Origin of the sequence: Amycolatopsis sp. NPDC059021, assembly GCF_042739895.1 — a bacterium.
Taxonomy (GTDB): domain Bacteria; phylum Actinomycetota; class Actinomycetes; order Mycobacteriales; family Pseudonocardiaceae; genus Amycolatopsis.
In genome coordinates this window covers 161,685-175,202 of the sequence record NZ_JBHYIQ010000008.1, presented here as the reverse complement: position 1 = coordinate 175,202, position 13,518 = coordinate 161,685, and the positions used below count along the sequence as shown (strand labels likewise).

Annotated in this window: 13 protein-coding genes; 9 read left to right on the top strand and 4 right to left on the bottom strand. The window is 71.6% G+C overall.

Translation table 11 applies throughout. The annotated features are described in order from the left end of the window. The coding region (locus tag ACFWX1_RS07365; RefSeq protein ID WP_378384807.1) for an ABC transporter transmembrane domain-containing protein at window positions 1-1,037 on the bottom strand (1,037 nt) is incomplete at its 3' end. Window positions 1,038-1,051: 14 nt separating this feature from the next. Further along, window positions 1,052-2,734, bottom strand: coding sequence for an ABC transporter ATP-binding protein (locus ACFWX1_RS07360; RefSeq protein WP_378384781.1), 1,683 nt, complete (start codon window positions 2,732-2,734; stop codon window positions 1,052-1,054). 127 nt (window positions 2,735-2,861) lie between these two features. Here ACFWX1_RS07360 and ACFWX1_RS07355 point away from each other — a divergent pair, with 127 nt between their 5' ends. Then, window positions 2,862-3,914 carry a FecCD family ABC transporter permease gene (locus ACFWX1_RS07355; protein ID WP_378384779.1) on the top strand — a complete coding sequence of 351 codons (1,053 nt, stop codon included), beginning with the start codon at window positions 2,862-2,864 and terminating at the stop codon, window positions 3,912-3,914. Continuing rightward, the gene (locus ACFWX1_RS07350; protein WP_378384777.1) at window positions 3,911-4,966 is read left to right on the top strand and encodes a FecCD family ABC transporter permease; all 1,056 of its coding nucleotides are present in this window, start codon (window positions 3,911-3,913) and stop codon (window positions 4,964-4,966) included. Before ACFWX1_RS07355 ends, ACFWX1_RS07350 begins: the two co-directional genes overlap by 4 nt. Here the strand turns inward: ACFWX1_RS07350 and ACFWX1_RS07345 are convergent. Next, complete coding sequence (locus ACFWX1_RS07345; RefSeq protein ID WP_378384775.1) at window positions 4,963-5,829, bottom strand: hypothetical protein; 867 nt, start codon at window positions 5,827-5,829, stop codon at window positions 4,963-4,965. The two genes, ACFWX1_RS07350 and ACFWX1_RS07345, sit on opposite strands and share 4 nt — an antisense overlap. Before the next feature lie 44 nt (window positions 5,830-5,873). On the opposite strand from ACFWX1_RS07345, the gene ACFWX1_RS07340 reads away from it, so the two are divergent. The 3 genes from ACFWX1_RS07340 to ACFWX1_RS07330 all read left to right on the top strand — a co-directional run bounded on the left by ACFWX1_RS07340 (window position 5,874) and on the right by ACFWX1_RS07330 (window position 8,443). After that, window positions 5,874-6,401 carry a DinB family protein gene (locus ACFWX1_RS07340; RefSeq protein WP_378384773.1) on the top strand — a complete coding sequence of 176 codons (528 nt, stop codon included), beginning with the start codon at window positions 5,874-5,876 and terminating at the stop codon, window positions 6,399-6,401. Window positions 6,402-6,604: 203 nt separating this feature from the next. Further along, window positions 6,605-7,723 (top strand): hypothetical protein, encoded by a 1,119-nt coding sequence (locus ACFWX1_RS07335; RefSeq protein WP_378384771.1) that lies wholly within the window; start codon window positions 6,605-6,607, stop codon window positions 7,721-7,723. Window positions 7,724-7,732: 9 nt separating this feature from the next. Further along, entirely contained in the window at window positions 7,733-8,443 is a 711-nt protein-coding gene (locus ACFWX1_RS07330; RefSeq protein ID WP_378384769.1) for an MBL fold metallo-hydrolase, read from the top strand. Window positions 8,444-8,455: 12 nt separating this feature from the next. Here ACFWX1_RS07330 and ACFWX1_RS07325 read toward each other — a convergent pair whose 3' ends face one another. Beyond that, window positions 8,456-9,457, bottom strand: coding sequence for an amidohydrolase family protein (locus ACFWX1_RS07325; RefSeq protein ID WP_378384767.1), 1,002 nt, complete (start codon window positions 9,455-9,457; stop codon window positions 8,456-8,458). 316 nt (window positions 9,458-9,773) lie between these two features. Here ACFWX1_RS07325 and ACFWX1_RS07320 point away from each other — a divergent pair, with 316 nt between their 5' ends. The 4 genes from ACFWX1_RS07320 to ACFWX1_RS07305 are packed head-to-tail and all read left to right on the top strand — an operon-like array spanning window position 9,774 to window position 13,456. Further along, a complete protein-coding gene (locus tag ACFWX1_RS07320) occupies window positions 9,774-10,595 on the top strand; it encodes an ABC transporter permease (protein WP_378384765.1) in 822 nt (273 codons plus the stop codon). Next, a complete protein-coding gene (locus ACFWX1_RS07315; protein WP_378384763.1) occupies window positions 10,580-11,296 on the top strand; it encodes an ABC transporter ATP-binding protein in 717 nt (238 codons plus the stop codon). The genes ACFWX1_RS07320 and ACFWX1_RS07315 overlap by 16 nt, the downstream gene beginning before the upstream one ends. Then, entirely contained in the window at window positions 11,283-12,305 is a 1,023-nt protein-coding gene (locus ACFWX1_RS07310; RefSeq protein WP_378384759.1) for an ABC transporter substrate-binding protein, read from the top strand. The genes ACFWX1_RS07315 and ACFWX1_RS07310 overlap by 14 nt, the downstream gene beginning before the upstream one ends. Next, the gene (locus ACFWX1_RS07305) at window positions 12,302-13,456 is read left to right on the top strand and encodes an LLM class flavin-dependent oxidoreductase (protein WP_378384757.1); all 1,155 of its coding nucleotides are present in this window, start codon (window positions 12,302-12,304) and stop codon (window positions 13,454-13,456) included. Before ACFWX1_RS07310 ends, ACFWX1_RS07305 begins: the two co-directional genes overlap by 4 nt. The last annotated feature ends 62 nt before the right edge of the window (window positions 13,457-13,518 follow it).

Here is a 13,518-nt window from a genome sequence, read left to right as displayed (position 1 = left end):
ACGGGATTGCCCGCGGCGGCGACCGGCCGGGCCGGCCGTTCCGGTTCGGTCGTGGCGGGGAGGTCGGCGACGCCGATGATCCGCGCCAGGCTCGCCGCCGCCGACTGCGCGTCGTCGACGAGCGCGAGCGCGACGTTGATCGGATTGAAGAGGCTGTGGAAGTACAGCGCGGCCGCCGAGGCGACGCCGACCGTGGCCGTACCCGCACCGACCAGGAGGAATCCGGTCGCGAGAATCGCGGACAGGCCGACGAACTCGGCGAGGTTGAGGCGGGAGAAGAACCGCGTCATCAGGCGGACGCCGCGCAGCGCGAGGCCGACGGCGGCGTCCGAGCGGTCCCGGACGCGGCCGATGTGGGCGTCGGCGAGCCGGAACGCGCGGACGGTCGGCGCTCCGCCGATCGTGTCGAGCAGCTGTTGCTGCTGTGCGCCGACCGCCTCGCGCTGGGCGGCGTAGACCGGCTTCGCCCGCCGGACGTACCAGCGGACGGTGTGCAGCTGGATCGGCGCGGCGATCAGCGCCGCGATCAGGAACCGCCAGTCCAGCACGGCGAGGGCGACGAGGGTGAGCACGATCGTCAGCACGGACCGCGCCAGCTGCGGCAGCGCCTTGCGGACGGCGTCGGCGACCACGGAGACGTCGTTGGTGACCCGGGCGGTGAGATCCCCGGACCCGGCGCGTTCGATCTGTTCCAGCGGCAGGTGCAGGGCACGCTCCACGAAGCGTTCGCGCAACTCCGCCAGCATCGTCTCGCCGAGCCGGGACACCAGCGACATGCCGAGCGCCGTCGCGATCGCCTGCGCGACGGCGACGAGCGCCAGCGCCACCACCGGGGTCACCAGTTCGGCCGCCGTGCGGTGCCCCGACACGATGTCGACGACCCGGCCGAGCAGCGGCGCGGTGAGCAGGCCGATCGCGGTCGCCCCGACGAGCAGTGCGAACGATCCGGCGGCCAGGAACTTCGCGCGGCCGAGGAGTTCGCCGAGGACGGCACGGATGCGCTGCCCGGAAGCGGTCGGCAGCAGGTGAGCGTCCACTGTGGATGGAGTAGTCACGAGAGCACCACCGCCCGGTAGTCGGCCCGTTCGGCGACCAAGCCGGTGTGCGTGCCTTCACCGGTGACGCGGCCGCCGTCGAGCAGGACGACGCGGTCGGTCGCGGCCAGGAGCGCGGGGCTGGTGGTCACCAGGATGGTGGTGCGGCCACGGCGCAGCCGCGCGAGCCCCTCGGCGATGCGTGCCTCGGTGACGGTGTCCACCGCCGTCGTCGGATCGTGCAGCACGAGCACCGGCGCGTCGGCGGCCAGCGCCCTCGCGAGCGCGACCCGTTGCCGTTGCCCGCCGGACAGCGAACGCCCGCGTTCGGACACTGCCGTCGCGGCTCCCGAGGGGAGTGCCGAAGCGACTTCGTCGGCCGCGGCGGCATCCATCGCTTCGGCCGTGCGAGCGCCGCCCGCCCGGACATTCTCCGCCAGTGTCCCGGCGAAGAGATCCGCGTCGTGGGCGGCGACCAGCACTGCCTCTCTGACCCGCTCGGGGTCCACTGTGGACAGCGGGACCGCGTCGACCAGTACCGAGCCGGACGCCGGATCGACGGTCCGGCCCAGGCAGTCGAGCAGCGCGGTGGCGTCCGCGGGATCGGCGGCGGCGACGCCGAGCAGCTCGCCGGGTCGTGCTTCGAGGTCGATTTCGCGCAATTGTCCTTGTGAGACGGCGGAAAGCCGGACGTGACCGGTCACCGGGGACGGCAACCCGGCCGAGCCGCCGTCGACGGTGTGCGGTGCGGAAAGCACGGCCGCGATCCGGCCCGCCGAAGCCCGGCCCTGCGCCAGGTCCGAGTTGACCTCGGCGAACACGGAGAACGGGGTGATGAGGTACTGGGCGAGGCCGACCGCCGCGACGAGGTCGCCCACGCTGATGTGGCCGTCGAGCGCCAGCTTCCCGCCGACGAGCGCGACCACGGCGATGAAGATCCCGGTCAGCGCGAGCAACGCGCCGTTGTGCCAGGCCTGTGCCCGCGCCGCGCGCAACGTCGCCAGCAGTGAGGAGCGGCTCGTGCGGCGGTAGCGTTCGATCGCGGCCGGTTCGGCGCCGATGCCCTTGAGCACCCGCAATCCGGCGACGAGGTCGGTGGCGACGCCGGAGGCGTGCGCGGACCGTTCCTGTTCGGCCTCGCTGCGCCGTTCGAGGGGTTTGCCGATCAGGTGTGCCAGCACCAGGATCGGCGGCGTGCCGAGCAGGACGAGCAGGCCGAGCGGAACCGACATCCGCAGCAGCATGACCGCGCTGACCAGCAGTCCGGAGAACGCCGCGACGCCGAACGGGATGATCGCGTCGACCACGCCGACCCGCCGGGCGTCCGAGGTCCCGATGCTGACGAGTTCCCCGGCGAGGTTCCCGGTTTCGGCGCCGCGAGGGTGCAGCACGCGGCGGCTGACCTCGATACGGAGGTCGTGCGCGCTCCGTTCGGCGGCGCGTTCCGCGGCTCGCGCGCCGAAGCGGTAGCAGTTGGACAATCCGGCGAACACGGCGCCGAGGACGGCGAGCCAGCCGAGGAGGACCCAGCCCGAGCCACCGGCGACGGCCTGGTCGATCACGACGCCGATGACGACCGGCACCAGCGCTTCGCCCGCCTGGTGCCCCGCGGCCAGCACGGAAGCGAACACGATGGGACGTCGCTGGCCGGCGATCGCGCGGCGCAGCACGTCCCGGCCGGTGATCCCTGCTGCCGTCACCGGCACCTCCGTGCTGCTCAGGGGATGGGTCGCGGGATAGGTAAGGCTAGTCTAAGTGCGGGCCCTCATTGTTCCCCTTCCGGGCGTTCGGTTAGCCTCGCCTCAGTTCCCCGAGCCCGGAGGTTTCGTGACAGCGACGACGGCGAGTCCGCCGGTTCACGAGGGGAGCCCGCCGGGCGCGCGGGCCCGGACTTTCCGCTCCGCCGGGTTGCTGGTGGCGTTGGCCGCGCTGGGCCTGGTGTTCCTGCTGAGCGTGTGGGTCGGCTCGAAGGGGATCCCGTTCACCGACACGTGGTCGGTGCTGTGGCACAACGACGGCTCCGCCGACGCGATCATCATCCACGACCAGCGCATCCCGCGGACCCTGCTCGGCGCCTTGGTCGGGGCCGCGCTCGGGCTGGCGGGCGCGGTGATGCAGGCGCTGACCCGCAATCCGCTCGCCGACCCCGGGCTGCTCGGCGTCAACAACGGTGCCGCGGCGGCGGTCGTCTCGGCGATCGCCTTCGCCGGGGTGACCGGTGTGCTCGGGTACGTCTGGTTCGCCTTTCTCGGCGCGGCGGCCGCGGCTGTCGCGGTCTACGTGCTGGGCGCGGCGGGCCGCGGCGGCGCGACCCCGGACCGGCTCGTGATGTCGGGCGCGGCGATGAGCGCGGTGCTGATCGCCTACATCAACGCGATCCTGCTGATCGACCCGAAGACGTTCAACCAGTTCAGGTTCTGGGACGTCGGCTCGCTGTCCGGTCGCCGCTGGGACGTGCTGGCGCAGCTCTCGCCGTTCATCGGCGCCGGCATCGTGCTCGCGTTGTTTCTCGCCCGCCCGCTCAATGTCCTGGCGTTGGGGGAGCAGACGGGCAAGGCACTCGGCGCGCACATCGGCCGGACCCGCGTGCTCGGCGCGGTAGCGGTGACACTGCTGTGCGGCGCTTCGACCGCGGCGATCGGGCCGATCGCGTTCATCGGGCTCGCGGTGCCCCAGGCCGTCCGCATCCTCGTCGGTCCCGACCAGCGGTGGGTGCTGCCGTATTCGATGCTGCTGTCCCCGATCCTGCTCATCGGCGCGGACGTCCTCGGCCGGATCGTCAACCCGCCGCAGGAACTTCAGGTCGGCATCGTGACGGCGTTCCTCGGCGCGCCCGTGTTCGTCGCGCTCTGCCGCCGCCGGAAGCTGGCCCGGCTGTGAACGCGGTGAAGGAGCGGCAGGGCCGCGTGCTGCGCACCCGGGGTGGTTCGGTGTCGATGCGGGTGACTCCGCGTGCGCTGATCGTCGGGGTGATCCTGCTGATGGCGGTGCTCGTCGTGAGCGCGATCAGCCTGACCACCGGTGATTACCCGGTGTCGGTCGGCGACGTCGTGAAGACACTTTTCGGCTTCGGCGACGCCGGGACCGAGTTCATCGTGACGACGTTGCGGCTGCCCCGGCTGCTGACCGGGTTGCTGGTCGGCGCGGCACTCGGCGTCAGTGGCGCGATTCTCCAGAGCCTGACCGGGAATTCGCTCGGCAGCCCGGACGTCATCGGCTTCACCGAGGGCTCGGCCTCCGGCGCGCTGCTGGTGATCGTGCTGGCGCACGGCGGGATGCTGGAGATCGCGGCGGGCGCGCTGGCGGGCGGGCTTCTCACGGCACTGGTCGTCGGCCTGCTCGCGGCGCGGCGCGGCGTACAGGGCTTCCGGCTGATCCTCGTCGGGATCGGTGTCTCGGCGATGCTCGTGGCGGCGAACAAGTACCTGATCACCCGCGCGTCGGTGCCGGACGCGGTGTCGGCGCAGGCCTGGCTCGTCGGCGGACTCAACGGGCGCGGCTGGGAACACGTCGTCCCGATGCTGATCGCCGTCGCGATCCTGCTGCCCCTCGCCTTCGGCTACGGCAGGCGGCTCGCGTTGCTGGAGATGGGCGACGACTCCGCGAAGGGGCTCGGCGTTCCGGTGGAGCGGAGCCGGATCGTGCTGATCGCGGTGAGCATCGGACTGGCGTCGGTCGCCACCGCGGTGGCCGGGCCGATCACGTTCCTCGCGCTGGCGGCGCCACAGCTGGCGAAACGGCTGGCGCGCTCGGCTCGCCCGGCGCTGGGCTCGGCCGCGCTGATGGGCGCGCTGCTGCTCGTCGGCAGCGATCTGGTCACGCAGCGGGTGTTCGGCGAGGAAGGGCTGCCGGTCGGGATCGTGACGGGCGGGATCGGCGGGCTCTACCTGATCTGGCTGCTCAGCCACGAATGGCGCCGCAACCGCGGCTAAGTACGCGCCGGAGAGTCCACTTCGGACTCGACGGGGGCAGGCTCGCCGAACCGGGCCAGCGCCAGCGCGGCGGCCACGGCGAGCACGAACCCGGCGACGGCGACGATCGCGAAGCCCGGCCGCGTCCGGTCGCCGAGTGCGAAAATCCCGATCAGCGAAGGGAAGACCGTCTCGCCGAGGACCATCATCGCGGTCGAGGTCGTGACGCTCCCGCGTTGCAGCGCGGTCGCGTAGAACAGCATCGCCATCGGCCCGGCGACCACCACCGTGTAGGTCGCGGGGTCGGTGAACAGGTCGAGCGGGGCGAGGCTCGGGATGACCCGGCCCGCTATCGCGACGGCGCCGAAACACAGCCCCGCCACCAGCCCGAGCGCGGGCGTCCGCACCCGGCGTCCCGCCTTCCCCGCGACGAACCCGCCGATCCCGAGCACCACGACGGCGCCGATCAGCACGAGCCGGAACCCGAGCCCGACCGGATCCGACCCTTCGCCCTCCGCCGACGTCCCGAGCAGCGCGAGCCCGGCGCAGACGAGGCCGACCGCCGCCCATTCCCGGCCGCCGAGCCGGATGCCGAGCACCCGCGCCGCGACGGCGGTCACCGCGAGGCTGGCCGCGAGCGCGGCCTGCACCACGAACAGCGGCAGGACGTGCAACGCGGCGATCTGGGCGACGAAACCGAGGACGTCGAGACCGACGCCCACCACGAACCGCCACTGGCCGAGCACCCGCACCAGCAGCCGCGGATCGACCCCGGCGCGGTCGTCACCGCCGTTGTCGGCGGCACGGGCGGCCACCGCCTGCATCACCGAAGCGACGCCGTACGCGCACGCGGCGCCCAAGGCGCAGAGCAGTCCCCACCACATGAGCCCAGCCTAGAGGTCGCGTTGCTCGCTGTAGGGTACGCGTCATGTCGAACGAGCGTTCGAGGATCGCCGAGCCGGTCGGCCGGTCGTGGCCGGCGAACATCGCGGACGACGAACTGCGCCTGCAGTGGGAGTTCCTGGCCTTCCTGCGCGCCACCGCGGTGAACAAGGTCGCCGGGCTGAGCCGCGCCCAAGCCGCCGCGACCCCGCTGGCGACGTCGCCGCGGCTGAGCGCGCTGGGCGTGCTCAAGCACCTCACGGCGGTGGAGCGGTGGTGGCTGTCGATCGAGGCGGGCGGCGCGGACCTGCCGTCGTTGTGGGCGGGTTCGCCGGATCCGAGCTGGGACCTCACGAGCGACGACGACCCCGTGTCGGTGGTCGAGGCCTATCGCGCGGAATGGGCGCACGCCGCCGCGTCCACGGCCGGTCTCGGCGCGGGGGACCGGGCGCGGCGTTCACCGGACGAGTTCACGGTGCGCTGGATCCTGGCCCACGTCGTCCAGGAAACGGCCCGGCACGTCGGGCATCTGGACTTGCTGAGGGAGCTGGCCGACGGCGAGACCGGCGAATAACGCGCGAATTCCGGTGCGCCCGCCGGTATGCTGGGTTCGTGGCCGTCGTAGCGGAAACCCGCCGATTTACCGGCCCCCTGGCCCCCAACGGGCGCCGCGGGGAACCGGTGCCACTGCACGCGTGCTGACCCGCCTCGCCGAGCGCTCCGGGGTCAAGGGGGGAGAAGTCCCGCCCGATCCCGTTCCGCTCAGGAGGCTTCGTCATGTCCACCCTCAGTTCCGCGCAACTGGCCCACGATCTCGCCGTTCGCGATCTCAGCGACCCCGCGACAGGCCCGCACGCACTTCAGCTCGTCGTCGAACGCGCGGTCGGCGCGCTGACGTCGCTGTGGGACTGCGAGGTCCGCTGGTGCCGCGGCGACCGGATCGTCACCGTCGAGGACAACTACGACAACCTCGGCTACGACCCCGCCGATGTCACGCGCGACGCGCGCTACACCCGCTACATCGACGAGCACCGTATGCTGCGCAGCCATTCCAGTGCGCTGATCCCCGCCGCGCTGCGCTCGCTCGCCGCGGCGCCCGTCGACGACGTCCTGCTCGTCTGCCCGGGTGTCGTGTACCGCCGCGACAGCATCGACCGGCTGCATACCGGTACCCCGCACCAGCTCGACCTGTGGCGGATCAGCCGGCGCGCGCCGATGGACCGCACCGCCCTGCACGAGATGATCACCGCGCTGCTGGCCGCGCTCGTGCCCGGCAGACCCGACCGCCGGGAACCTCGCCGTCATCCGTACACCCTCGACGGCGTCCAAGTGGACGTCGAGCATGGCGGCGAATGGGTCGAGGTCGCCGAATCCGGCGTCGCCCATCCCGGCGTCCTCGCCAAGGCCGGGCTCGACGGCGCCTGGTCCGGACTGGCGCTGGGCATGGGACTCGACCGGATGCTCATGCTGCTCAAGGGCATTCCGGACATCCGGCTGCTGCGCTCGGCCGAGCCCTCCGTGGCGGCCCAGCTGGGCGACCTCGAGCCGTATCGGCCGGTCTCGGCGATGCCCCCGGTACGCCGGGACCTCTCGGTCGCGGTCGACGCGGACGACCTCGCCGAAGACCTCGGCGACCGGGTCCGCGACGCGCTGGGGCCGGACGCCGACAGCGTCGAATCGGTGGAGATCCTCGCGGCGACGCCGTATGCCGAGCTGCCGCCGCGGGCGGTGGCACGGCTCGGCGCGAGCCCCGGGCAGAAGAACCTCCTCATCCGCATCGTGCTGCGGCCGCTCGGCGCCACGTTGTCCGATCACGAAGCCAACGTGCTGCGGGATCGGGTGTACGCCGCGCTGCACCGGGGCACCGTCATGCAGTGGGCGGCGGGCGGGTCCTAGGGTGGGCCCATGGCAGATCGGCTGTACTTCCGGCAGTTGCTCGCGGGCCGTGACTTCGCGGTCGGCGATCCGGTGGCGACCCAGATGGTCAATTTCGCCTACCTGATCGGCGATCGCGAGACCGGTGACGCGGTGGTCGTCGACCCCGCGTACGCCGTGCGCGATCTGCTGGACGTGCTCGCCGCCGACGGCATGCGGCTCACCGGCGTGCTCGCGACGCACCACCATCCCGACCACGTCGGTGGCGAGATGATGGGGTTCTCGCTGCCCGGGATCGCCGAGCTGCTGGCGATCGAGCAGGTCCCGATCCACGTCAACGGCGCCGAGTCGGAGTGGGTGCGCCGGGTCACCGGGGTGTCCGGCACCGACCTGCGCACCCACGACCACGACGACGTCCTCGAGATCGGCGCGATCCCGGTCCGGCTGCTGCACACGCCGGGACACACGCCGGGGAGCCAGTGCTTCCTGGTCGAGGACAAGCTCGTCTCGGGGGACACGCTGTTCCTCGAAGGCTGCGGCCGCACGGACTTCCCCGGCGGCGACGCGGACGCGATCTTCCGCAGTCTCCAATGGCTGGCCGGGCTGCCGGGTGATCCGGTGGTCTATCCCGGGCACCAGTACTCGCCGGCGCCGTCGGCCGCGCTGTCCGAGGTCAAGTCGACGAACTTCGTCTTCCGCCCGCGCTCGCTGCAGGAATGGCACCAGCTCTTCGGCGGCTGACGGGGTTTCGTCTCAGCCGTCGAGACCGAACAACGCGGCCGCGTTGCCCGAAGCGAACTTCTGCCGGTCCACCTCGGACGGGAAATGTCCGAGGAAGGCGTTGATGTCCTCTTCGGACGGTTGCTGGAAGGGATAGTCGGTCGAGAAGATGAGGCGGTCGGCCGAGGTCACCGCCAGTGCGTGGTGCAGGAGAGCCGGGTTGAGCATGCCGGACGCGGTGATGAAGAAGTTCGACCGGAGGTAGTCCGACACCGTGCGCCGCAGACCGGCGACCCGGGAAAGGCTGTCGGCCCGGTCCAGCCAGAACAGCAGCAGCTCGCCCCAATGGCCGAGCACGATCTGGAGATCCGGATGCCGGTCGAACGTGCCGCGCAGGATCAGCCGCAGCGCCGCGGTCCCGGCCTCGAGATGCCAGCCCCAGCCGAAGGTGGCAAGGGCGAGATCGGTCGTCGGGCCGAAGCCGCGATAGGACGCGTCACGGATGGCGCGCGACGGCAGCTGAGGATGGATGAACACCGGTTGGCCGAGTTCCGCGGCGGCCGCGAAGAAGTCGTCGTAGACCGGGTCGTCGAGGAAGCGGTCACCCGAACGGCCGTAGACCATGGTGCCCACGTGGCCGAGTCCCGCGGCCCGTTCCAGCTCGCCCGCGACGTCCTGGGGTGCGGACAGGGGCAAAGCGGACAGTGCGCGGAATCGGGACGGGTTCGCGCGCACGGCCGCCGCAGCGGTGTCGTTCGCGGCGCGGCTCAGCCGCAGCGCGTCCTGAGGTGGGAGCGGCTGGGTGCCCGGTGGGGTCAGCGCGAGGATCGACACGTCGATGCCCTGCGCGTCCATGGCCGCGATCCGGCCGGCACCCAGGTCCTCGAGCCGCTGCCGATGGTCGCCCCTTTCGTTGAGGGTGAGGCTTTCGTCGCGGACCTCCGGTGGCAGGGCGGTGAGGGCGGAGGTCAGTTCCGGCAGGATCCAGTGTTCTTCGATGGCGATGAGAGGCACGGTTCGGGTCAGGCCGGTCACCCAATCTCCTCTCGAGCGATAGTTGTCAAGTGACAGCAAAGATAGCGTGGACATCGCCGGAGAGCGCGGTCCCACGGGTGTCCGTCGTGCAACCGTTCCCACGGATGCGTTCACATTCCGGGACGCGCGGTCCACTGGTTGACTCCGCGCCGAGCGCGCGACGATGCTCGGGAGCATGAACCGCGGTGCGCTCCTGGTCGCCCGTCTGCACGTCGATCTCCGGCAGCAGGCGAGCGCGGTCTGTCCGGCTGGCTGATTCGCGCCCCGGCGTCCGCCGGCCAGTTTCCCCTTCCCCGAACGAAATCCGGAGAAATCCGTGTCCTTCTCCACGGGCGTGCTCACGCGCGCCGAACCGGCCGTGCCCGAGGCACCGCCGCGCCGCAGACGGTGGCGGCTGCCGAATCTGCGCCGCTGGATCAGCCCGCTAGCGCTCATCGCGCTCTGGCAGATCGCGAGCGCTACCGGGATCCTCTCGCCGGACAAGCTCAGCTCGCCGTGGACGGTGGTGCAGGCGGCGGGCGAGGTCGTCCGCAGCGGCGAACTGGGCACGGCGTTCGCGGTGTCGATCGGCCGGGTCGGCGCGGGGTTCGCGCTCGGCGCCGTGGCGGGGATCGCCCTCGGTATCCTCGCCGGGTTGTCCCGCTGGGGCGAGGCGCTGGTCGATCCGTCGGTGCAGATGCTGCGGACCCTGCCGTTCCTCGGCCTGATCCCGCTGTTCATCCTGTGGTTCGGCATCGGCGAGGAGACGAAGATAGTGCTCGTGGCGCTCGGCGTCGCGTTCCCGCTGTACCTCAATGTCCACTCGGGAATCCGCACCACCGACGAACGGCTCGTCGAAGCGACCCGCGCGCTGGGTTTCAGCCGGTCGGAGCGGCTCTGGCACGTGGTGCTGCCGGGGGCGCTGCCGCAGGCACTGGTCGGGCTGCGGCAGTCGCTGGGGCTGGCGTGGCTCGCGCTGATCGTCGGCGAGACGGTGAACGCGGACGCCGGAGTCGGCTACCTCATCAACAACGCGAGGGACTTCCTGCGCACCGACGTCGTGGTCGTCGGCCTCATCGTCTACGCACTCCTCGGGCTGGTCACCGACGCGCTGGTCCGGCTGCTGGAAAGGAGGGCGTTGCGATGGCGAGCCCGGTGACGGTTTCGGGGCTGACCAAGCGGTTCGGGGACCGCACTGTCCTCGATGGACTTGAGCTGACGATCGGAAGCGGCGAGTTCGTCGCGCTGCTCGGCCGCAGCGGCTCCGGGAAGTCCACCCTGCTGAAGGTGCTGGCCGGGCTCGACGCGGACATCGAAGGCGAGGCACGCGTCGAAGGCACGGTGTCCGTCGCCTTCCAGCAGCCGAGGTTGCTGCCGTGGCGGCGGGTGTGGCGTAACGTCGTGCTGGGGCTGCGCCAGGACGGCGTCAGCCAGGCCCGTGATCGCGGGCTCGCCGAACGCGCGCTGGCGGAGGTCCAGCTCGCCGCGCACGCCGACGACTGGCCGCTGACGCTGTCCGGTGGCGAGGCACAGCGGGTGTCGCTCGCCCGCGCGCTCGTCCGGGAACCCGATCTGCTGCTGCTCGACGAGCCGTTCGGCGCGCTCGACGCGCTGACGCGCATCGCGATGCACCGCCTGGTCGAAGACCTGTGGCGGCGTCACGAACCGGCCGTGCTGCTGGTGACCCACGATGTCGACGAGGCCCTGCTGCTCGCCGACCGGATCCTGGTGCTCGGCGAGGGCCGGATCGTCGCCGAACACGCCCTCGGCCATCCCCGGCCGCGGGCGCTCACCGATCACGTCGAGGTCCGCGCGCGGGTGCTCGAAGACCTGGGAGTGACCGAAAATGCGCTGGCGTAAGACGATCACGGCGGCCGTGTCCGTAGTGGCCCTCGGCGCGCTGACCGCCTGCGGGGCGTCGGAAGGCTCGACGGGGAAGGCCGCGGTACCCGGTCCGGTTTCCGCGGCGGACCTGGCGAAGGTGACGCTCAAGGTGGGTGACCAGAAGGGCGGGGTGCAGGCGCTGCTCACCGCGGCGAACCTCCTGGGCGACGTGCCGTACAAGATCGAATGGTCGACGTTCACCTCGGGACCGCCGCTGCTCGAGGCGGCGTCGGCGGGCGCGATCGATCTCGGCCGCGTCGGCAACACGCCGCCGATCTTCGCGGCCGCGGCCAAGGCGAAGATCGCCGTGGTGAGCGTCGCCACCAGCAACGTCGAACGCGAGGCGCTGCTCGTGCCTGCCGACTCGCCGGTCAAGGACGTCGCTGCGCTGCGAGGCAAGACGATCGGCGTCGCGAAGGGCAGCTCGGCGCACGGCCAGATCCTCAACACGCTGCGGAAAGCCGGTTTGTCCACAAAGGACGTCCAGTTGTCGTTCCTGCAGCCGGCGGAGGCGTACGCCGCGTTCACTCAGCACCGCATCGACGCCTGGGCGATCTGGGATCCGTACACCGCGCAGGCCCAGCTCGACGCGGGTGGCCGGACGATCGCGGATGGCAGGGGCAGTTCGAACGGGCTGAGCTTCCAGACCGCGAGCACGGCCGCGCTCGGCGACGCCGGCAAGAACGCCGCGATCAAGGACTACCTGATCCGCGTGGTCAAGGCGCAGAAATGGGCGGACACGCACCGCGCGGAATGGGCGAAGGCATGGGCGCAGGGGACCGGGCTGCGGCTCGACGTCGCGCAGAAGTCGGTCGACGCGGGCCGGGATTTGCCCACCCCGCTCGACGACACGGTGGTGAAGTCGGAACAACAGCTCGCCGACGCGTTCGGCGAGGACAAGACCCTGCCGGGCAAGGTGGACTTCGCGTCCTTCGTGGACCGCCGCTACGGGCCCGAGCTGGAAGCCGCGAGGAGCAACGGATGAGCGTCACCCTGCACTGGTTCCTGCCCACCAGCGGGGACGGCCGGACGATCGTGGAACGCTTCCACGCCAACAAGTCCGCCGGGCCGGCGGCACAGCGGGACCCGGACATCGGCTATCTCGCCCAGGTCGCCCGCGCGGCCGAGAGCCAGGGCTTCGAGGGCGTGCTGACGCCCACCGGCACGTGGTGCGAGGACGCCTGGCTGACCACGGCCGCACTGATCAGGGAGACCGAGCGGCTGAAGTTCCTGGTCGCGTTCCGGCCGGGCGTCATCTCGCCGACGCTGGCCGCGCAGATGGCCGGGACGTTCCAGCGGCTGTCGGGCGGCCGGACGCTGCTCAACATCGTCACCGGCGGCGACGCGGTGGAACAACGCCGTTTCGGCGACTGGCACGAGCACGATCAGCGCTACGCCCGCACCGACGAGTTCCTGTCCATCGTGCGCGGGGTGTGGTCGGGCAAGCCCTTCGACTTCTCCGGCGAACACCTGAAGGTCGAGGGCGCGACGACGCTGGCGGTGCCGGATCCCTTGCCGCCCTTGTACTTCGGCGGTTCCTCGCCCGCGGCGCTCCCGGTCGCGGCCCGGCACGCCGACGTCTACCTGACCTGGGGTGAACCGCCCGCCCAGGTGGCCGAGAAGATCGCCAAGGTCAGGGAACTCGCGGTGGAACACGGCAGGACACCGCGCTTCGGCGTCCGCCTGCACACGATCTCGCGCGACACGTCGGCCGAAGCGTGGGCGGAGGCGCAGAAACTCCTCGACGCGCTGAGCCCGGAGCAGGTCGCGAAGGCGCAGAGCCAGCTGGCCGCGAGCGAGTCGATCGGCCAGCAGCGGATGGTCGCGCTGCACGGCGGCCGTCTCGATGCCGGGGTGCGCGGCCTGGAGATCCATCCGAACCTGTGGGCCGGGGTCGGCCTGGTACGCGGCGGTGCGGGCACGGCGCTCGTCGGCAGCCACGCCGAAGTCGCCGACCTCATCGAGGAATATCACTCGGTCGGAGTCGACGAGTTCGTCCTCTCCGGGTATCCGCATCTGGAGGAGGCGTACTGGTTCGGCGAGGGCGTCCGGCCCGAACTGGCGCGGCGCGGCCTGCTCGCCGACGTCCCGGCCCTGCGACGCGCCCACCCGGAACGCAACGTCGCCGCGCTCTGACGTGAGCTGAAGGGGACTTTCCTCCCACCGCATGCGCTGAAGGGCGCTTTCCTCGCATCCCA